Below are 19,707 nucleotides of genomic sequence, written 5' to 3'. Positions count from 1 at the left end.
TACGATGCCCAAGCGGCCCACTGACCACCCGGCCGATGCAGCTTCGGCACGGAAATCTTCGTCCGCTTCCAGGCGGTCGCTCCCTGCCCTCCCGCCTTCGCCCGACACGCCCACGCCGCTGCTCGGCAATCTGACACCGTCGCAATTCATGCGCCGGTACTGGCAGAAAAAACCGCTGCTGATCCGCCAGGCGATCCCGAACGTGGAAGCGCCGCTGTCGCGCGAGGCGTTTTTCGAGCTGGCCGATCGGGACGAAGTCGAAGCGCGTCTGATCACGCACTTTCGCAACAAATGGCAACTGGAGCACGGTCCGTTCGCACCTGACGAACTGCCTTCGGTGAAGCAGCGCGCCTGGACGTTGCTCGTGCAAGGCGTGGACCTCTACGACGATCGCGCGCGTGCTTTGCTCGACCGGTTCCGCTTCGTGCCGGACGCGCGACTGGACGACCTGATGATTTCGTATGCGAGCGACGGCGGCGGCGTCGGCCCTCATTTCGATTCCTACGATGTGTTTCTTTTGCAAGTAAAAGGCAAGCGCCGGTGGCGGATCAGTGCGCAGAAAGATCTGACGCTCCAACCGGGTTTGCCTTTGAAAGTTTTACAGCATTTCGAGCCGGAACAGGAATGGCTGCTCGAGCCGGGCGACATGTTGTATCTGCCGCCGCATATTGCGCATGACGGTGTCGCCGAAGGCGAATGCATGACCTGCTCGATCGGTTTTCGCGCGCCGTCAGCGGGCGAATTGACCGCTCAGTTCCTCTACCATCTGGCCGAGCGCGGCGAGTCGGCTGTACGCCCCGATGCGCTCTATCGCGACCCGCAACAACCCGCTGTCGACCGTCCGGCGGAGCTGCCCGCCGCCTTGATCGAACGCGTTGGCGCGATCCTTGCGGGCGCGAAATGGAGCGAGCAGGACATTGCGTCGTTTCTTGGCACGTACCTCAGCGAACCGAAGCCGAGCGTCGTCTTTGATCCGCCGCAACGACCGCTCAATGAAGCCCGTTTCATCGGTCAGGCATCGAAGTCCGGCATTCGGCTCGACCGCAAGACTAATTTGTTGTACAACCGCCGTTTTTTCTTCCTAAATGGAGAGGAAACGCCGTTTAATGGTGCCAAAAAGTGGTTGATTGACCTCGCTGACCAGCGGTGTATGAGTGCGAAACGCTTTGTAACACTCTCGCACGATTCGTCGGTGACAGCACTGCTTCACGAGTGGTATTGTGCGGGCTGGATACAAGTGGGCGAGCTTGCGTAACTCTGCCTGCCTGTTATACCGTACTGTGAAATTTTGTATGAGAAAGACAACGTATTGACCCCGGATTTATGGATTGTCAGTACGAAAGTGCATATAATTTCCGCCCAAGCCGTAGGGAAGATTCTAGCTCGTCAAAAGAGCGTCTCCACCAGCGGCCCAGGTCGGTGTTGGAGCACATTACCGGTATTATTTTGCGCTGTTGCTTACCTTTAACCATAAAAGGACGTGATCATGAAGAAATCCCTCCTCGTAGCATCCCTGTTGGCAGCTGTGGCACTGGCTGCATGCAACAAGAGCAGCGATCAGGCAGCTACGACCGCAGCTAGCGACGCAACGGCTGCTGCCTCGGCAGCAACGGCTGCCGCTTCGGACGTTTCGGCTGCTGCTTCGGGTGCGGCTGCTGCTGCGAGCGACGCTGCTGCTTCGGCTACGGCTGCTGCTTCGGATGCAGGCGCTGCTGCTTCGATGGCTGCTCCGGCTTCGGGCGCAAGCCAGTAAGCTGTTGCGTAGGGTTTCGCCTCTGGGCGAAAACTGTTTCGGGAAATCACCTCGATTTTCCGGGCAGTAAAGCAAAACGCCACGGATTCACATCCGTGGCGTTTTGTCGTTTAAGAGCGGTTATTTACAACGACACTCACATAATCCTCTATTCAGACGGCGTTGCGTTCTCTTCGAAAAACTCGCGCACCACTTCGATCTCACGTGTGCGCTTAAACGGTGGCAGGCTCTGCCATATGCGGCGCCCATACGGCTTGTCGACCAGACGCGTGTCGCAGATCATCAGCACGCCACGATCGGTCTCAGCGCGAATCAGACGCCCTGCGCCCTGCTTGAGCGTAATCACAGCCTGCGGCAACTGGTGGACCGCAAACGGGCTCAACCCCTTCTTCGTCAGCGCATCCAGACGCGCCGACAACACCGGGTCATCGGGCGGTGCAAACGGCAGCTTGTCGATCACGACCAGCGAGAGCGCATCACCGCGCACATCCACGCCCTCCCAGAAGCTCTGGCTGCCCACCAGAATCGCATTGCCGTACGCACGGAAGCGCTCGAGCAACTCGGTGCGGCTCGCGTCACCCTGCACGAGCAGCGGATAGTCCCAACCGCGCGCTTCGATGGTGTCGCGCAACTTGGTCGAGATGCGGTCCACGGCGCGCAACGTCGTGCACAACATGAATACGCCACCGCCCGATGCTTCGATCGCCGGCAACGCGGCGTCGAATACGGCGTCGGTAAACGTCGGCGACGAAGGCTGTGGCAAATTGCGCGGCACGTACAGAAGCCCTTGCGTCGAATAGTCGAAGGGGCTCGGCAACGTCATCGAACGTTTTGCGTTCAGGCCCATCTGCGCCGCATAGTGCGTGAAATCACCCCGCACCGACAAGGTCGCCGAGGTGAAGATCCATGCGCGCGGCACGCCGGCGCGCTGCTTCGCGAAGATCGGCGCGACCGACAGCGGCGTTTCGTGCAACTGCACCGTATGCGCGAAAACTTCGATCCAGCGCACCTTCTCGTTCGCATCGCCACGTTCGGCCTTGACGTCCGCCGAGGCGGCGTCAGCGGCTGCGCGTTCGGTCTCGGTGGGTGGTGTCGTCCAGCCGGCGAGCACGCCTTGCAACTCGCGTGCGCGGCGCAAACAGGCGCCGATCGATTCGGCTCGTTCGGCCTGACCCGCCAACGCGGAAGTCAATGCGTCGAGTTCGGCCTCGAGCGTTTCGAGCGCGGGGAATAACGGATGATCGTCGGGCAACTGACCGATCGACAAACGCACCGAGTCTTCCTTGAAAGCGAGCCGCACGTCGCGCGCCGCCCGTTCGAGCGTCGAGCCGAGCTTCACCCAGTCAACCGACTCGCGCGCATGACCCAAGCCCTCCGCCACGGAATCGCGTGCGAGTTCGAGAAATTGCGTGGTGGAAAGCGTCTCGCCGAAAAACAGCGTTGCGGTTTCCGGCAGTTGATGCGCTTCGTCGAAGATGACGGTGTTCGCCGTAGGCAGCAATTCGGCCATGCCCGTATCGCGCAACATGATGTCGGCAAAAAACAGATGGTGATTGACCACCACGATGTCCGCCTGCTGCGCCTCGCGGCGCGCCTGCATCACGAAGCACTCCTTGTAGTGCGGGCACTCCTGACCGAGACAGTTTTCACGCGTGGACGTGACCATCGACCACACCGCCGCCGTTTCCGGCACGCTCGCGAGCTCGGCCTTGTCGCCGGTGCGCGTGATCTTGGCGAAGCGAATGATGTCCTGCAGATACGAGGTTTCCTGGCGCGAAGGCAGACGGCCGTTATCCGCGGTGCGCTTCAGATAGTAACGGCACAGGTAGTTCGCACGGCCCTTGAGCATCGCCACCGAGACCGGTACGGCAAGCGCATCGCGCACAGTCGGAATGTCGCGCTGAAAGAGCTGATCCTGCAAATGCTTGGTGCCGGTGGAGACGATCACCTTGCCGCCCCACAGCATGGCCGGCACGAGATACGCATAGGTCTTGCCGGTGCCTGTGCCCGCCTCCACGATCAGCGTGTTTTCGCTGCCGTCGAGACCGTTCGATTCGTCGTTTTCCGGGCCCTGTGCCGCAGGATCCCCACCCGGCGATTGCAGACGCCGCGCCGGACGCTTCTGCGCTTCGAACATCGCGGGTTCGGGCATTGCGCGGCCCGATGCTTCCATGGCCGCTGCAACGGCGCGCGACATTTCGATCTGCGACGCGCGCGAGCGATAACCGTCGATCTGACGGGCAAGCAGGCCGTCGGCGGCGAAGATTTCGTCCAGTTCGGCCACGCGGCGCGGATTCAATGATGCGGAAAGCGCAGACGCGGGAGCACGCGGCGCTGGGGCGCCGGCCGCGGGAGCGTCGTCGGCGGCCGCCATGGCGCTGGGTGAAGTTTCAAGCGGTGAATTCAAGGCAAGCGTTTCCTGCAAAGTCCGGCGCGCGCGGCGCGACCCGGCGCCTGCCAGGCCGCGAACTCAGGCGCGTGCGTCCGGTTCGAGCTGCAATTGCAGCAAGATGATGGTGTCCTTGACTTTGAGTTTGCGCTTTTTCAGGCGCTGCAACTCGAAGTCGTCGATGCCGGGCTCGTCCGACATTCGGTCGATCAAACGATCGAGCCCACTGTGCTCCGATTCCAGTTGCACAATACGGTCGCGAAGTGTGTCTGCGGTGATGACGTGATGTTGATCGCGCATGCTCGCCTCCTCTCGTAAGCGGCACAGGCTGCATGGTGCAGCCCGATGCCTGAGGTTGCTGTCCGGCTTAAAACGCGTACGACGACTGCCTGGCTGCTACCCTACCAGAACCCGCTACAGCGTACTCACTGCTGTTGCTGTTGCTGCTTCTGCTGTTCTTCAAGTTGCTGCTGCTCTTTCAACTGGTCCTGACGTTTCTGCTCGGCTTTCTCGGCCGCCTGCTTCTGACGGGTTTCGACGTCGGCTTTGTGCTGCGCTGCATCGGCCTGCTTCTTCTCGAAGCTCTGCTGCTTCTCCACCCGCTCCTGCGCCTTCTGCGCGCCCTGCTGACGCGCTTGCTCGAGCTTACGCTGGAAGTCGGTCTGCTTCTGATCGTATGCCGCGCTGTTGGCCGCGGCTTGCGACGGACTGATGCCGCGCTGCGCCTGATCCAGCGCATGCTGTTGCTGTTTCTGCTGATAGGCTTGCGCGTTGGCGCTGCGTTGCGGCGCCTCAGCGGCGCGCTGCGCCTGGTCGAGCTGGTGTTGGCGCTGCTTGTCTTCGTAGGCCTGGGCGTTACGCGCATCTTCGGCGGCGCGTTGCGGCGCGCCCGCTTCGTCTTGTGCACGTTTGAGCGCAGCCTGCTCGTCACGCTCGCGGGCGCGCTGGACACGCTGTTCGCCGTCGAGCGCGAGCTGTTCCTTGCGAATGTCGGCCTGCACCGAGCGCATGCTGTCGCGCGCCTTGCCCAGACAGTGGTTGACGAAGAACGTGCTGTAGCAATCGTGTTCGGCCACCGCGTAACGGTAGTTGTTTTCCTCGGTGCGCTGATCCAGTACTTTTTGCCGCGCGTCGAATGCGCTTTGAGGCGATGCCGGGTTGTCGGCATTACCAGCATCGCCCATGCTCGTGCCGTTCGCTGCGCTCGCTGCCTGCGCACCCGAAGCGGCCGCCGGCGCAAGACTGCCGGCGAGTTCGAGCGGCGCTGCGGATTGTGCCGAGGCCGGCGCGGACAGGGTCAGCATGGCGGCCACCACGCACGAGGCGCACGAAGCAACGAACATCCCATTGGACGGAAGCCTTGACCCGAACACGGACCGCGACGCCCACACGAGCGATTCAAGCAACGTAAGCGACTTAAGCGGCGAGCGCGCCAAAGGCGGCGACAAAAAAAAACGGCAAGTGTGACAAGCGAGAGACCAAGCGGGAGCCCAGGCGGTTGAGGGACAAGGAGATTGGCAACGTCGTAAATGGTCAACGGAACATGCCCGAAATTCTATCACCCTGCGGTTGAGCCCTTTGGCATTTATGGCAAAATGCCCCGCTCCAGCAACCTGGTCGCAGCGCGCACGCCCAGCGTGCACCGGCGTGTGCCGCAGCGCGCGACCTTTGATTGAGTAGCAGGAACACCAAGACCTTATGACGGAAACCGTAGCACTCAAGATCGTACAGCGCATCGCCGCCGAACTGTCCGTCCAGCCGCGCCAGGTCGCGGCCGCGGTGCAACTTCTCGACGAAGGAGCGACTGTTCCGTTCATCGCCCGCTACCGGAAGGAAGTGACCGACAATCTCGACGACACGCAACTGCGTAATCTCGAGGAACGCCTGCTGTATCTGCGCGAGCTGGAAGACCGGCGCGCCACGATCATCGCCAGCATCGACGAACAGGGCAAGCTCACCGACGAGCTGCGCGCCGCGATCGAAGGCGCCGACAGCAAGCAGGTGCTGGAAGACCTGTATCTCCCGTATAAGCCCAAGCGCCGCACGCGCGCGCAGATCGCCCGCGAAGCCGGTCTGCAGCCGCTCGCCGACGCGCTGCTGGCCAATCCCCTGCTCGACCCGCAAACCGAAGCCGCCGCCTACGTGGACGCCGAGAAAGGCGTCGCCGACGTCAAGGCCGCGCTCGACGGCGCGCGCGACATCCTCTCCGAGCAGTTCGGCGAAACCGCCGAACTGCTCGGCAAGCAGCGCGATTACCTGTTCAACCAGGGCGTGGTGTCGTCGAAAGTGGTCGAAGGCAAGGAAAACGCGGAAGAAGAAAAATTCCGCGACTACTACGACTACGCGGAAACCATCAAGACCGTGCCGTCGCATCGCGCGCTGGCCCTGTTCCGCGGCCGCAATGCGGGCGTGCTCATGGTCAAGCTGGGGCTTGGCGAGGAGCTCGACGCGCAGGTGCCGCATCCGGGCGAAGCGTTGATCGCTCGCCACTTCGGCATCACCAATCAGAACCGCCCGGCCGATAAGTGGCTCTCCGATGTGTGCCGCTGGTGCTGGCGCGTGAAGGTGCAGCCGCACATCGAAAACGAACTGCTGACCAATCTGCGCGACGAAGCCGAACACGAAGCGATTCGCGTGTTCGCGCGCAACCTGAAGGACCTGTTGCTGGCGGCGCCGGCAGGCCCCAAGGCCGTGATCGGCCTCGATCCAGGTATGCGCACCGGCGTAAAAGTCGCGGTGGTCGATCGGACCGGCAAGGTGCTCGCCACCGACGTGATCTATCCGCACGAACCGCGCCGCGACTGGGACGGTTCGATCGCGAAACTGGCGCGCATCTGCGCGCAAACGCAGGCTGAACTGATCAGCATCGGCAACGGCACGGCGTCGCGCGAAACGGATAAGCTCGCGAGCGAACTGATCGCGCGCCATCCGGAGTTCAAGTTGCAGAAGATCGTCGTGTCGGAAGCCGGCGCGTCGGTGTACTCGGCATCCGAACTCGCGGCAAAGGAATTCCCGGACATGGACGTGTCGCTGCGCGGCGCGGTGTCGATTGCCCGCCGCCTGCAGGATCCGCTTGCGGAACTGGTGAAGATCGAACCCAAGGCGATCGGCGTCGGCCAATACCAGCACGACGTGAACCAGCGCGAACTGGCCCGCTCGCTCGACGCGGTGGTCGAGGATTGCGTGAACGCGGTCGGCGTGGATGCCAATACGGCGTCGGTCGCGCTGCTCGCGCGCGTGTCGGGCCTGAATGCAACGCTGGCTCGCAACATCGTCGACTATCGCGATGCAAACGGCCCGTTCGCGTCGCGCGAACATCTGCGCAAGGTGCCGCGACTCGGCGACAAGACCTTCGAACAGGCCGCCGGTTTCCTGCGCATCAACAACGGTGAGAACCCGCTCGACCGCTCGTCGGTTCACCCGGAAGCCTATCCGGTCGTGGAACGCATGCTCGCGAAGATCAGCAAGCATGTCGGCGAAGTGCTCGGCAATCGCGACGCGCTGCGCGGCCTGTCGCCGGCGGAATTCGTCGACGAACGTTTCGGCCTGCCGACCGTGCGCGACATTCTGCTGGAACTCGAAAAACCGGGCCGCGACCCTCGCCCCGAGTTCAAGACCGCGACCTTCCGCGAAGGCGTCGAGAAGGTCAGCGACCTGACGCCGGGCATGGTGCTCGAAGGTGTCGTGACGAACGTGGCGGCCTTCGGCGCGTTTATCGACATCGGCGTGCATCAGGACGGCCTGGTGCACGTGTCGGCCATGTCGACGAAGTTCATCAAGGACCCGCATGAAGTGGTCAAAGCCGGCCAGATCGTCAAGGTGAAGGTGCTGGAAGTCGACGTGAAGCGCCAGCGTATCGCCCTGACCATGCGTCTGGACGACGAGTTCGGCGCGGCGGCTGCGCCGCGCAGCGGTGGCGGCGCCCAGCAGGATCGCGGCCGCTCCGGCGGCGGTGGACGCGGCGCGCAGCAACAGCGCTCGCGTGAACCGGAAGCAGGCGGCGCAATGGCTGCTGCATTCGCCAAGCTCAAGCAGAAGTAAGCGCTTCGTCAGTGCGTGACTGAATCGCGCACTGACGTTCACCGTTCACGAGACTGAGCGGCAAAAAAAAAGCCCACGCAATTGCGTGGGCTTTTTTATCGCTAGCCGCTTTTCGCTTTTCGCTGTCGCGCCTCGGCATGCAAGGCGCGCCCGAACCCGCGTCCGTCCTCAGATCTCGATCTTCGTGCCCAATTCCACCACCCGATTGGCGGGAATGCTGAAGAAATCGGTCGGCTTGGCGGCGTTCTGATGCATCCACGCGAACACACGTTCGCGCCACACCGACATGCCCGGCAACTGGGTCGGCACCACCGTCTCGCGGGCGAGGAAGAACGACGTGTCCATCAACTCGAACGTCATGTCGTGCGTGCGGCCCACCTCGAGCAACACGGCCTTCACGTCAGGGGTTTCGTTGAAACCGTACGCCGCCTTGACGAGGTACAAACCGCCGTTGAGATCCCTTACCGTTACGCGTTCCTCGTCTTTCACATACGGAATGTCGAGCGTCACGAAGGTCAGGAAAATGGTGCGCTCGTGCAATACCTTGTTGTGCTTCAGGTTGTGCAGCAAGCTCACCGGCACGAGCGAATCGCTGCCTGTCAGATAGATCGCGGTACCCGACACGCGATGCGGCGGATGCGCGAGCAGGCCCTGCAGGAACGGCATCAGCGGGATGCCGTCAGCCGCCGTACGCTCCTTGACGATCATCCTGCCCTTGAACCAGGTCATCAGCAGGAAGAACAGGAGCGCGCCGATGCAAAGCGGCAGCCAGCCGCCTTCCGCAACCTTGAGCAGATTGGCGCCGAAAAAGCCTAAGTCGACCAACATGAACACGCCGATGATCATTGCCACGAGGAACTTGTTCCAGTTCCATACCTTCACCATGACGACGCAGGCGAGGATCGTGGTGATCACCATCGTGGCCGTCACCGCGATACCGTACGCGGCGGCGAGGTTATCCGAGCTCTTGAACGCGAGCACGATGCACAGAATGATGAACAGCAGCATCCAGTTCACCACCGGAACATAGATCTGGCCGATCGCCAGTTCCGACGTATGCAGGATCTTCATGCGCGGCACGTAGCCGAGCTGGATCGCCTGGCTCGTCAGCGAATAGGCGCCGGAAATCACCGCTTGCGAGGCGATCACGGTCGCCACCGTCGACAGCACCACGAGCGGCAGCAGCGCCCAATCCGGTGCGAGCAGGAAGAACGGGTTTTCAATCGCCTTCGGGTCGTGCATCAGCAACGCGCCCTGCCCGAAATAGTTGAGCACCAGCGAAGGCATCACGAGGAAGTACCAGGCCATCCGAATCGGCTTGGCGCCGAAGTGGCCCATGTCGGCGTACAGCGCCTCGGCGCCGGTCAGCACCAGCACGACCGAGCCGAGCACCACGTAAGCCTGCAATACGTGCGCCGCCATAAAGGTGTAGGCGTAATACGGGTTCAGCGCGCGGATCACGTTCGGCGACTGCAGGATATGCCACAGGCCCAACGCGGCGAGCACGAGGAACCACAGCACCATGATCGGACCAAACAGGCGGCCGACAGTGGCCGTGCCGTGCCGCTGAATCCAGAACAGCAGCACGAGGATGACCATCGTGAGCGGCAACACCAGATGGGACATATTCGGCGCGGCAATCTCCAGCCCCTCGACGGCCGAGATCACCGAAATGGCGGGCGTAATCACCGCGTCGCCGTAGAACATGCACGCGCCGAAAATGCCGAGCATCATCAGCAAGCCTGCCGCTTTCGACTTCTGGTCGAGAGAGCGCATTGCCAGCGCCATCAGCGCGAGGACGCCGCCTTCGCCGTTGTTGTCGGCACGCATCACGAACAACACGTACTTGATGCCGACCACGATCACGATCGCCCAGAACAGCAGCGAGATCACGCCGAGAATCGATTGATCGGTCAGCGGAATGCCATGTGACGGGCTGAAGGCTTCTTTCAGCGAGTACAACGGGCTCGTGCCGATATCACCGAACACCACTCCGATCGCGGCAATCGCAAGGGAAGGCAGAGGCTGTTTGTGCACGTGATTGTTATCTGTCATAAACGCGAGAAAATCCGTTCCCTGAGCGGAAAAAACGACCGCTATTCTAAACTGCCCGCCTAGCGCCGCCCGGCTTGTTGTGGATACACCACGTGGATGGTCCGCGAAGTGTAGCACCGCGATTTGGGCACGTCTGCTGCGTCAGACGTTTCGTCTGTGCAGGCGTACGCCTTTTGCAAGGTACCGTTCACAGAACACAATACGACGGACATATGACGCGCAAAAAAAAAGCGGAGCCCAATTGGGCTCCGCTTTGCAGACACTGCGCGGGATACGACGCAACAGGTGTAGCGTCGTACTGCGCATCACGTGCCCGACGAATCCTGCTCCTGCTGCATACCGCGCTTGATCCATGCGCCGAGGTTATGCGGGCGAACCGTATCCCATTCCTCGAACGGCTGGTGAATCCACGGATTGGTAGGCAGATACTGGACGTGGTAATCGGGTTTCACTTTCGAGCAGCCCTTGTACCACAGCACCGCCGAGCGCACCGCGGTGATCGCCGGATAGCGTTCTTTCAGATGCTGCTGTACACGTGCCAGCGTCACACCGGAATCGACGAGGTCATCGACCAGCAGCACGTTGCCGTGCAACTCGCCACGCGTCATGGTGATGTATTGCGCGATGTCGAGTTCGCCCTGCTCCGTGCCGGCCGCTTCGCGGTACGAACTGGTGGCAAGAATCGCCAGCGGCAGATCGTAAATACGCGAGAGCTGATCGCCGACGCGCAAACCGCCGCGCGCGAGACACAGAATCTTGTCGAACTTCCAGCCCGACTCGTGCACCTGCAACGCCAGCAGTTCGATCAGCCGGTGATACTCGTCCCAGCCGACCCACAGGTTCTTGTCATCGTTGCGCGGATCTTTCATCGCAATCATGGGTACACCTTGCACCATGGCTTAAACCTTGAACGGATGACGAAGCAGAATCGTTTCGTCGCGATCCGGACCGGTCGACACCATGTCGATCGGAATGCCCGCCACTTCCTGCACGCGCGTCAGATACGCACGCGCGCTGGCCGGCAGTTTGTCCCATTCCGTGATGCCAACAGTGCTTTCCTTCCAGCCCGAGAAGGTTTCGTACACCGGCTCGCAACGCGCGACTTCCGAAGCCCCACGCGGCAGCAGATCGACATGCTGACCGTCGACCGTATAGCCGATGCACAGCTTCACTTCGTCGAGGCCGTCGAGCACGTCGAGCTTGGTCATGCACAGGCCCGACACGCCGTTGATCTGGATCGAGCGGCGCAGCGCGGCGGCGTCGAGCCAGCCAGTGCGGCGCGGACGGCCGGTCACCGAGCCGAATTCCTTGCCGACCTTGGCAAGTTCCAGGCCGATCGGTTCCTGACGCGTGGCGTTATCCGCGTCGTACAGTTCGCTCGGGAACGGGCCCGAACCGACGCGCGTGCAATACGCCTTGGTGATGCCGAGAATGTAGTTCAGCTTTTGCGGACCGACGCCCGCACCTGCTGTCGCCGCTCCGGCCACGCAGTTGCTCGACGTGACGAACGGATAGGTGCCGTGGTCGATATCGAGCAGCGTGCCTTGCGCGCCTTCGAACAGCAGATTGTTGCCAGCTGCGTTTTCGTCGTAAAGACGGCGCGACACGTCGGTCACCATCGGCTTCAGACGGTCAGCATAGCTCAGCATCGTGTCGAGCGTTTGCTGGAAGTCGACCGCGGCGACGCCCAGGTATTGCGTCAGCACGAAGTTGTGATAATCGAGGTTTTCACGCAGACGTTCGGCGAAGCTTTCCGGCTCGAACAGGTCTTGCACGCGCAGACCGCGGCGCGCCACCTTGTCTTCGTAGGCCGGGCCGATGCCGCGGCCGGTCGTGCCGATCTTGCTCGCGCCACGGCGCGCTTCGCGGCCCTGGTCGATGGCAATGTGGTACGGCAGAATCAGGGTGGTGGCTTCGGAAATGAAGAGGCGATTCTGAACATCGACCCCGGCGGCTTCGAGCTCGCCAATTTCCTTGAACAGTGCTTCCGGCGACAACACGACGCCATTGCCGATGTAGCACGCGACGCCGGGATGCATGATGCCCGACGGAATCAGACGCAAGATGGTTTTCTTGCCGCCGATGATAAGCGTGTGACCGGCATTGTGACCGCCCTGGAAGCGAACGACGCCTTGAGCGTGGTCCGTCAGCCAGTCGACGATCTTGCCCTTGCCTTCATCACCCCACTGGGTCCCCACGACGACGACGTTACGCCCGGGGTTCACATTCACTGCGCTGGCAGACATGTTGTTTCGTAAGCTGGTTAAAAACGTATTCTACCTATGTTCGCGGAACCTTCCGAATTTTTCCGTTTCCGCTCAACGGTATGCACGTTATGTTGGGTATATCGAAAATAGCGCGGCGAGTGGCCGCGCCGGTTGCGGCGACGCTTTGGACGCCTTCTGAAATGCCTTTGGGTCGCCTCGCGAGCGTTCTATCGATTCGCGCTCAGGGACGGGGTTCGACCACCCACGCGCCGTTGCGCTCAACCAACACGCGGTCGCAGGCGAATTCGTCCAGATCGTGCTCGTGGCCAGGAAGCGCCTGGATCACAACCTCACCGGCGTTACGCAGCGCGGCGACGCTGGTGCGCAACGCTTCGTCGTGCTGCCACGGCGCGAGAATCGCGCTGCTGCGAGCTTCCACCGGTGAAATGCGCGCGACTTCGCGCAGATCGAGCGAGAAGCCGGTTGCCGCGCGCGCGCGGCCATAGGCTTGCCCGACGTGGTCGTAACGGCCGCCACGCGCAACCGCATTCGGCACACCGTCCACGTACGCCGAGAACATTACGCCGCTGTGGTACGCGTAGCCGCGCAAATCGGCCAGGTCGATCATCACTTCGGCGCCGTCCACGTGGCCTGCGAGGAACGCGAGATCGTCGAGCGCACGCGCGATGGCCGGTGCGCTCGGCAAGCGAGCACGGGCTTCGTCGAGCACCGAAGCGTCGCCGTAGAGCGTAGGAAGCGAGCGCAATGCGTCGCGCGTGACCGGCGTGAGATTGGCGGTCAGCTCGACGAGGCGCGGCACGTCCTTGCCGGCCAACGCGTCGTAGAGCGCTTGACCGAGTTCGGCGGCAGCAGGCTCCGCTTCGATCAGCGCGGCAAGCACGCCTGCGTGACACAAATCGAGTCGCACCTTCGCGAGGCCGGCCAGACGCAGCGCGTCGAGCATCAACTGCTGGATTTCCAGATCCGCTTCGAGACCGGCGTGACCGTAGATTTCCGCGCCGATCTGAATCTGTTCACGCGTGGCGTGCAGGCCGCGTGGACGCGTATGCGCAACATTGCCGGCATAGCAAAGCCGCGTCACACCCTGACGATTCAGCAGGTGCGCGTCGATACGCGCGACCTGCGGCGTAATGTCGGCGCGCAGACCGAGCGTGCGCCCGGACATCTGATCGACGAGCTTGAAGGTGCGCAGATTCAGATCGTGCCCGCCGCCGGTGAGCAGCGACTCGATGTATTCGAGCAGCGGCGGCATCACCATCTCGTAGCCGTACGAGCGGAAACGGTCCAGCAGATGGCGCCGCAACTCTTCGATCTTGCGGGCTTCCGACGGCAGCACGTCGGCGATATTCTCGGGAAGTAACCAGGTCGACATCGATACAGTCCTACGACGTTGAACACGGCGACTGGGGCGCCGGTAAGTGTGTATGAATGGCGGGCGACAGCTCTATTTTGGCGGCTGCGGCGGGCGTCGTGACTGCCCTTCGCAGTCTCTCAACCGACCTTCCCTGCCCACGCTGGAACGCTCGCTGGTGCGACGCTTGTTGATGCCGCACCGCTCGGCACCACGCCTATCGCCAGCGCATCGGTGCGGGGCTACAGGCGCTCCGCAGCGCCCCTTCAGGTCACGATGAACAGCAGAATCAGCCCGAGCGCCATCACGACCAGCCCGCCGACGCGAATCTGATGCGGCGGCCGTTCCGCTATTTTACGGAACGTGTCGCGCCAGGCGCTCGGGAAAACGAAGGGAAACATCCCTTCGATAATCAGCATCAATGCGATCGCGAGCAGTAACGAGCCGGCTATGTCCATGCGAATGAAGGGGCCGCGATGCGGATGCCGCGGCGTTCCGGTTATCAGTGTTTGCGCGGTGCCGCGGGAGCGTCCGGGGCGGCGCCGCCGGTCGGGCTACGCATGAAGCGGAAGAACTCGCTGCTCGGGTCGACCACGATCACGTCGCCTGGCTTGAAGGTGTTCTTGTACGCCTGCATGCTTTGATAAAACTGGTAGAACTGCGGGTCGCTGCCGTATGCCTCGGCCGCGATTTGCGCCGCCTTGGCATCGCCCTCGCCCTTGATGGTCTGCGCCTGACGATAGCCGTCCGCGAGAATCGCCTGTTGCTGGCCGACGGCGTCCGCCTTGATCTGATCGGCCTCGGCCGTGCCCTTCGCCCGTTCGTCGGCCGCGGACTGCTCGCGTGCGGCGATCATCCGCTTGTAGACCGAGTCGGCCATTGCCGCCGGAAAATCGACGCGCGTCAGTTGCACGTCGACGACCGAAACGCCTAGCGATGCCGCGGCCTTGTCCATCGTGCCACGTGCTTCGTCGGCAACGGCTTGTTGCTTCGCAAGCGCATCGGTCAGCGTGACCTTGCCGAACGCGTCGCCGAGCGCGCTGCGCGACAACAGCGCCAGACGGTCCGACAGGCTTTGCACGTCGCCCTTGGTTTCGGCAAGCAACTTGAGCGGATCGGTCACGCGGTATTTGATCACCGGGTTGGCCAGCAGATCGGTTTTGTCCGACGTGACATAGCGGTCTTCATCCGGCGCGTCGAGCGACTGGATGCGGTTATCGACCAGCGTGACCGTTTGCAACGGCGGCGGCAGCTTTACGTGCAAGCCGGGACCGAGCAAGGCGGGCGCGGTATCGCCATGTGAGGACAGCACCGCCATATGCCGCTGGTCGACCACGAATACCATCGACGATGCGGCGAACAGCACAATGACGAGACCCACTACGAGCGCAATGATTTTGTTCATGATGTGCGCTCCTTATTGAACGTCGTCTTCGCGCATACGGCTGCGGAAGGAGTCGCGTGAACGCAGTGCGTCGCTGCTGGCGGCCGCCTGGCTGGCGGGCGTTGCGGCCGCGGCGGGAGCGGAAGCAGCGGCAGACGGTGCGGCCGCACCGCTCGCGGCTTGCGCCACAGCGGCACCCGAGGCACCCGAGGCACCCGTTGCAGCGGCAGCGCCGGAAGCGGCCGTAGCGGCATCAGCAACACGCTGGCGGGTCTGCTCGACCAGCTTGTCGAGCGGCAGATACAACACGTTGTTGCCGCTCTTGCTGTCCACAAACACCTTGGTCGTATTCGAATAGATCTGCTGCATGGTTTCCAGGTACATGCGCTCGCGGATCACAGCGGGCGCTTTCGAGTACTGCGCGTAGACCTGCCTGAAGCGCTCAGCGTCGCCCTGGGCCTGGGCCACCGTCTTGTCGCTATACGTTTTCGCTTCGTCGATCTGGCGCGCGACATCGGCTTGCGCGCGCGGCAGCAAATCGGCGGCGTACGCCTGCGCTTCACGCTTGGCGCGTTCGTTGTCCTGACGCACTTTGGCGGCGTCGTCGAAGGCGGCTTGCACCTGGTCGGGCACCTGCACGCCCTGGATCGTGACACCGGTCACGGCAAGGCCGGACTGGTACTCATCCAGGGATTGCTGAATCGACGCCATCAATTGCTGGCGAATTGTTTCGCGATCCTGATAGAGGATGTCGTTGGTGCTGCGCGCGCCGACGATGCTGCGCACCGCCGCCTGCGCGGCCTGCATGACGCTCTGATCGGGATCGACGCTGCGGAAGAGATAATCGGTCGGCTTGCTCACCTGGTACTGCACGGCAAAGCGCACGTCGACGATATCGGCGTCGTGCGTGAGCATCGACGCGTCTTTCACGTTGGCGAGACGCACCACGTTGTTACGGCCGATCTCCACCTGGCGGATCTGGCCGATGTTGACGAGTTCGTGCGCTTCGAACGGATACGGCAGGCGCCAATGCACACCCTGCCCCGCTGTGTAGCGATACTTGCCGAACTGCATCACAACGCCGGCCTGGCCATCTTGCACGACGAACACGCCGCTGCCGAGATAGATCGCAATCAGCACGCCGATCACGATACCCACGCCGATGCGCGCGCCGCGACCGTTGTCCGGACGGCCGCCACCCGCACCGCCGCCCTTGCGGCCGAACACCCGGCTCAAACGACGGTTGAAATCGCGCCACATCTCGTCGAGATCGGGCGGGCCTTCACCGTCTTTGGTCGGCGGACGCTTGGGTTCGTTGGGTCGTTGGCGATCGCCATTGCCGTCGCCCCGGCCCCAGCGCGGATCGTTCAGTGAAAGCATGGCGCGCATGCGCAGCCAGATACTCCGCTCGTTGTAATCGTTCACCTGTGTTCGTTCACCAGAGTAGACAGCGGGTCAGTGCAATTGGAGCGGGTCAGTGCCCGAGTTCTGAGACCTTTCGGTCCTCGCGTGGTGCGGCCGACCGGTCTTCTTCCGACAGATCGACCAGCGTATCGGAGAGAGGTTCGGCAGTAGCGATTTCAGCGATGGCAGCGCGCAATGTATCCAGCCCCTGCCCCGTGCGCGCGCTCAAAAAGACGCGCGAAATATTACCATACTCATCCCGCTCGACCGCCTCGCCACGGGCCGCCAACTCCGGCACCGCGTCGATCTTGTTGAACACCAGCACCTGACGGATCGTATCCGCACCGATTGCGTGCAACACCTCGTTCACCTGATCGATCTGATCGAGGCGCACGGCGCTCGACGCGTCGACCACGTGCAGCAGCAGATCGGCGTGGATGGTTTCCTCGAGCGTGGCGCGGAAAGCCGCCACCAGCTGGTGAGGCAATTCGCGAATAAAACCGACCGTGTCGGACACCACCACCTGACCGGCTTCGTCGCCGAGATACACACGGCGGGACGTGGTATCCAGTGTGGCGAAGAGCTGGTCGGCGGCGTACGCCTGGGCCTTCGTCAACGCATTGAAAAGGGTGGATTTTCCCGCGTTCGTATAGCCGACGAGGGACACGGACATGGTCTGGTTGCGGCTGCGCGCGCGGCGCTGCGTGCCGTGCTGACGGCGCAGCTTTTCGAGCCGGGTTTTGAGCGCCTTGATGCGCTCGCCGATCAAACGGCGGTCGGTTTCGAGCTGCGTTTCGCCTGGACCGCGCAAACCGATACCGCCTTTCTGGCGTTCAAGGTGGGTCCATGCGCGGATTAGCCGCGTCGAAAGGTACTGCAACTGCGCGAGCTCCACCTGCAGCTTGCCTTCGTGGCTGCGGGCGCGTTGCGCAAAAATATCGAGGATGAGGCTGGTGCGATCAATCACGCGGCGGTTAAGCGCCTGCTCCAGATTGCGCTGCTGCGCAGGAGCCAGAGCATGATTGAAAATGACGAGTTCGATGTCGTTCGCCTCACACGCAAGACGCAGTTCTTCGGCCTTGCCGCTGCCGACGAACATCTTGGCATCGGGACTGGACCGGCGCCCCGTGAGGGTGACTAAGGGGTTCGCGCCCGCGCTTTGCGCGAGCAGGCTGAGTTCTTCTAGGCTGGCTTCGAAATCGATCTTACCGAAGTCGATGCCGACAAGCGCTGCATTGATCAAATTGGACGGTATCAAAATGAGGCGGCCGGGAGTAATCGCCAACGGGCGACGCTACGCCGGCCGCGACGGGGGTTAGGACTGTTCGGAATCCGGGTGGAAATTCACCGGACGGGCAGGCACGACCGTGGAAATTGCGTGCTTGTAGACCATCTGGGTGACCGTATTCCGGAGCAACACGACGTACTGGTCGAACGATTCGATGTTCCCTTGAAGCTTGATGCCGTTGACCAAGTAGATCGACACCGGCACGTGCTCTTTACGCAGTGCGTTCAAAAACGGGTCTTGTAACAATTGCCCTTTGTTGCTCATAGCAAACTCCGTATTTTTTTGCAGGTTGACTGAATTGACGACGAAGGAAAAAGAGATCCGCCGTCAACCGCTACACTATAGCCGATTTTCATTTTTGCGCGAGGGGCCTGGCCTCGCGGCCAAACCCAGCACACACGCGGGTTTCAGCCTGGGTTTTCGCCTAAATTTCAGCCTTTGTCCGCGTAAGGGTTCGTCGACGATCTGAACTCTATGCGCAATGGAGTCCCAGTCAGCTTGAAAGTTTCCCTGAAGCGGTTTTCGAGGTAGCGTTTGTACGTTTCGGTGATCGCATCGAGCGCGTTACCGTGAATCACAATGATCGGCGGATTCTGTCCGCCCTGGTGCGCGTAACGCAATTTCGGGCGTACCGGACCACGTCGGCGCGGCTGCTGGAATTCCACTGCGTCGATCAGCGCGCGCGTCAGCTTCGGCGTCGGCAGCTTGGTCATGGCGGCGGCGTAAGCGTCGTCCACCGAGCGCATCAGCGGGCCGATTCCGGTTTTCTCCGCAGCGGAAATGAAGTGGAATTTGGCGAAATCGAGAAATTTTAGTTTGCGCTCGAGGTCCGCCTTGGTGCGGTCACGCACATGCGGATCGAGGCCGTCCCATTTGTTCACGCCCACCACCAGCGCGCGGCCCTGCTCCACCACGAAGCCGGCGATGTGCGCGTCCTGCTCCGAGATGTCCTGACGCGCGTCGAGCAGCAGGATCACGACGTTCGCGTCGGAAATGGCCTGCAGCGTTTTCACTACCGAGAATTTCTCGATCGCTTCGAACACCTTGCCGCGGCGGCGCAACCCGGCCGTATCGATCAGCGTGTACGGCTTGCCTTGACGTTCGAAGTCGACGTAGATCGAATCGCGCGTGGTGCCCGGCATGTCGAACGCGATCACCCGCTCCTCGCCCACCAGCGCATTGATCAGAGTCGACTTGCCGACGTTCGGCCGGCCGACGATCGCGATCTTCACGCCGTGCGCCTGCTTTTCCTCGTCGCTCTCTTCCGGCTGCCCGGCGTATGCCGCACCGAGTGCCTCGTTGATCATTTCGGTGACACCGTCGCCATGCGCTGCGGAAATCGCGCGCGGGTCGCCGAGACCGAGTTCGTAGAAGTCGGCGGCCACTGTGGTGTACTTCATCCCCTCCGCCTTGTTGACGACGAGGAAGATCGGCCGGCCGACCTTGCGCAGATAGTCGGCAATCGACTTGTCTTGCGGCGCGAGACCGTTGCGGCCGTCGACGATAAACACGACGATGTCCGATTCCTCGACCGCCTGGCGGGTTTGACGCGCCATCTCGTGCAGGATGCCGTCTTTCGCGACCGGCTCGAAGCCGCCGGTATCGACGACCAGATACGGCCGGTCGCCGGCGCGGCCCTCGCCGTAGTGGCGATCGCGGGTGAGACCGGGCAGGTCGGCAACCAGCGCATCGCGCGTACGCGTGAGGCGGTTGAATAGCGTGGATTTCCCCACATTGGGGCGCCCAACGAGGGCAATAACGGGTTTCATCAGATGTTGTTCACGGTGAAACGCGGGATCGGAATCGACCGCCCG

At 62.2% G+C, this 19,707-nt stretch carries 17 protein-coding genes; 4 read left to right on the top strand and 13 right to left on the bottom strand.

Annotated elements, in window-relative coordinates:
- Nucleotides 1-4 precede the first annotated feature (4 nt).
- On the top strand, nt 5-1,255 hold the full coding sequence (locus B0G76_RS06980; RefSeq protein WP_120291197.1) for a cupin domain-containing protein: 1,251 nt from the start codon (nt 5-7) through the stop codon (nt 1,253-1,255).
- A 231-nt stretch (nt 1,256-1,486) separates the two neighbouring features.
- Nucleotides 1,487-1,753: a hypothetical protein gene (locus B0G76_RS06970; RefSeq protein WP_120291195.1), complete on the top strand. Its 267-nt coding sequence runs from the start codon at nt 1,487-1,489 to the stop codon at nt 1,751-1,753.
- Between the two features lie 148 nt (nt 1,754-1,901).
- Here the strand turns inward: B0G76_RS06970 and B0G76_RS06965 are convergent, their stop codons facing one another.
- From B0G76_RS06965 to B0G76_RS06955, 3 genes are all read right to left on the bottom strand, one after another.
- Nucleotides 1,902-4,160, bottom strand: coding sequence for an ATP-dependent DNA helicase (locus B0G76_RS06965; RefSeq protein ID WP_120291193.1), 2,259 nt, complete (start codon nt 4,158-4,160; stop codon nt 1,902-1,904).
- 63 nt (nt 4,161-4,223) lie between these two features.
- Nucleotides 4,224-4,442: a DUF465 domain-containing protein gene (locus tag B0G76_RS06960; RefSeq protein WP_120291191.1), complete on the bottom strand. Its 219-nt coding sequence runs from the start codon at nt 4,440-4,442 to the stop codon at nt 4,224-4,226.
- Nucleotides 4,443-4,567: 125 nt separating this feature from the next.
- Nucleotides 4,568-5,485 carry a hypothetical protein gene (locus B0G76_RS06955; protein ID WP_120291189.1) on the bottom strand — a complete coding sequence of 306 codons (918 nt, stop codon included), beginning with the start codon at nt 5,483-5,485 and terminating at the stop codon, nt 4,568-4,570.
- On the opposite strand from B0G76_RS06955, the gene B0G76_RS42785 reads away from it, so the two are divergent.
- Both B0G76_RS42785 and B0G76_RS06950 read left to right on the top strand, forming a co-directional pair.
- Nucleotides 5,445-5,609, top strand: coding sequence for a hypothetical protein (locus B0G76_RS42785; RefSeq protein WP_183082246.1), 165 nt, complete (start codon nt 5,445-5,447; stop codon nt 5,607-5,609). The two genes, B0G76_RS06955 and B0G76_RS42785, sit on opposite strands and share 41 nt — an antisense overlap.
- A gap of 231 nt (nt 5,610-5,840) precedes the next feature.
- The gene (locus B0G76_RS06950) at nt 5,841-8,183 is read left to right on the top strand and encodes a Tex family protein (protein ID WP_120291187.1); all 2,343 of its coding nucleotides are present in this window, start codon (nt 5,841-5,843) and stop codon (nt 8,181-8,183) included.
- A 168-nt stretch (nt 8,184-8,351) separates the two neighbouring features.
- Here the strand turns inward: B0G76_RS06950 and B0G76_RS06945 are convergent, their stop codons facing one another.
- The 10 genes from B0G76_RS06945 to der all read right to left on the bottom strand — a co-directional run bounded on the left by B0G76_RS06945 (nt 8,352) and on the right by der (nt 19,662).
- Nucleotides 8,352-10,238, bottom strand: a complete 1,887-nt coding sequence (locus tag B0G76_RS06945) for a potassium transporter Kup (protein WP_120291185.1) — start codon at nt 10,236-10,238, stop codon at nt 8,352-8,354.
- Nucleotides 10,239-10,543: 305 nt separating this feature from the next.
- Entirely contained in the window at nt 10,544-11,134 is a 591-nt protein-coding gene (locus B0G76_RS06940) for a phosphoribosyltransferase (protein WP_120291183.1), read from the bottom strand.
- A gap of 3 nt (nt 11,135-11,137) precedes the next feature.
- Entirely contained in the window at nt 11,138-12,484 is a 1,347-nt protein-coding gene (locus B0G76_RS06935; protein WP_120291181.1) for an adenylosuccinate synthase, read from the bottom strand.
- 202 nt (nt 12,485-12,686) lie between these two features.
- On the bottom strand, nt 12,687-13,838 hold the full coding sequence (locus B0G76_RS06930) for an ATP phosphoribosyltransferase regulatory subunit (RefSeq protein ID WP_120291179.1): 1,152 nt from the start codon (nt 13,836-13,838) through the stop codon (nt 12,687-12,689).
- A gap of 245 nt (nt 13,839-14,083) precedes the next feature.
- A complete protein-coding gene (locus tag B0G76_RS06925; protein ID WP_120291177.1) occupies nt 14,084-14,275 on the bottom strand; it encodes a DUF2065 domain-containing protein in 192 nt (63 codons plus the stop codon).
- 44 nt (nt 14,276-14,319) lie between these two features.
- Nucleotides 14,320-15,222: a protease modulator HflC gene (gene hflC, locus B0G76_RS06920; RefSeq protein WP_120291175.1), complete on the bottom strand. Its 903-nt coding sequence runs from the start codon at nt 15,220-15,222 to the stop codon at nt 14,320-14,322.
- Between the two features lie 12 nt (nt 15,223-15,234).
- On the bottom strand, nt 15,235-16,626 hold the full coding sequence (hflK, locus tag B0G76_RS06915; protein WP_120291173.1) for an FtsH protease activity modulator HflK: 1,392 nt from the start codon (nt 16,624-16,626) through the stop codon (nt 15,235-15,237).
- Nucleotides 16,627-16,675: 49 nt separating this feature from the next.
- Complete coding sequence (gene hflX / locus B0G76_RS06910) at nt 16,676-17,863, bottom strand: GTPase HflX (RefSeq protein WP_120296243.1); 1,188 nt, start codon at nt 17,861-17,863, stop codon at nt 16,676-16,678.
- Between the two features lie 57 nt (nt 17,864-17,920).
- Nucleotides 17,921-18,157, bottom strand: coding sequence for an RNA chaperone Hfq (gene hfq, locus B0G76_RS06905; protein WP_006051315.1), 237 nt, complete (start codon nt 18,155-18,157; stop codon nt 17,921-17,923).
- A 167-nt stretch (nt 18,158-18,324) separates the two neighbouring features.
- On the bottom strand, nt 18,325-19,662 hold the full coding sequence (gene der, locus B0G76_RS06900; protein WP_120291171.1) for a ribosome biogenesis GTPase Der: 1,338 nt from the start codon (nt 19,660-19,662) through the stop codon (nt 18,325-18,327).
- Nucleotides 19,663-19,707 lie beyond the last annotated feature (45 nt).

The organism is Paraburkholderia sp. BL23I1N1, from assembly GCF_003610295.1.
Taxonomy (GTDB): domain Bacteria; phylum Pseudomonadota; class Gammaproteobacteria; order Burkholderiales; family Burkholderiaceae; genus Paraburkholderia.
The sequence above is the reverse complement of the archived record's forward strand: the minus strand, read 5'-3'. Positions and strand labels throughout refer to the sequence as shown.

Excerpts from the sequence above, each read along its gene's own strand:
- B0G76_RS06980 (WP_120291197.1), top strand. The coding sequence starts at position 5 with ATGCCCAAGCGGCCCACTGACCACCCGGCCGATGCAGCTTCGGCACGG.
- B0G76_RS06970 (WP_120291195.1), top strand. The coding sequence starts at position 1,487 with ATGAAGAAATCCCTCCTCGTAGCATCCCTGTTGGCAGCTGTGGCACTG.
- B0G76_RS06960 (WP_120291191.1), bottom strand. The coding sequence starts at position 4,442 with ATGCGCGATCAACATCACGTCATCACCGCAGACACACTTCGCGACCGT.
- B0G76_RS42785 (WP_183082246.1), top strand. The coding sequence starts at position 5,445 with ATGGCGGCCACCACGCACGAGGCGCACGAAGCAACGAACATCCCATTG.
- B0G76_RS06955 (WP_120291189.1), bottom strand. The coding sequence starts at position 5,485 with ATGTTCGTTGCTTCGTGCGCCTCGTGCGTGGTGGCCGCCATGCTGACC.
- B0G76_RS06950 (WP_120291187.1), top strand. The coding sequence starts at position 5,841 with ATGACGGAAACCGTAGCACTCAAGATCGTACAGCGCATCGCCGCCGAA.
- B0G76_RS06945 (WP_120291185.1), bottom strand. The coding sequence starts at position 10,238 with ATGACAGATAACAATCACGTGCACAAACAGCCTCTGCCTTCCCTTGCG.
- B0G76_RS06940 (WP_120291183.1), bottom strand. The coding sequence starts at position 11,134 with ATGGTGCAAGGTGTACCCATGATTGCGATGAAAGATCCGCGCAACGAT.
- B0G76_RS06935 (WP_120291181.1), bottom strand. The coding sequence starts at position 12,484 with ATGTCTGCCAGCGCAGTGAATGTGAACCCCGGGCGTAACGTCGTCGTC.
- B0G76_RS06930 (WP_120291179.1), bottom strand. The coding sequence starts at position 13,838 with ATGTCGACCTGGTTACTTCCCGAGAATATCGCCGACGTGCTGCCGTCG.
- B0G76_RS06925 (WP_120291177.1), bottom strand. The coding sequence starts at position 14,275 with ATGGACATAGCCGGCTCGTTACTGCTCGCGATCGCATTGATGCTGATT.
- hflC (WP_120291175.1), bottom strand. The coding sequence starts at position 15,222 with ATGAACAAAATCATTGCGCTCGTAGTGGGTCTCGTCATTGTGCTGTTC.
- hfq (WP_006051315.1), bottom strand. The coding sequence starts at position 18,157 with ATGAGCAACAAAGGGCAATTGTTACAAGACCCGTTTTTGAACGCACTG.
- der (WP_120291171.1), bottom strand. The coding sequence starts at position 19,662 with ATGAAACCCGTTATTGCCCTCGTTGGGCGCCCCAATGTGGGGAAATCC.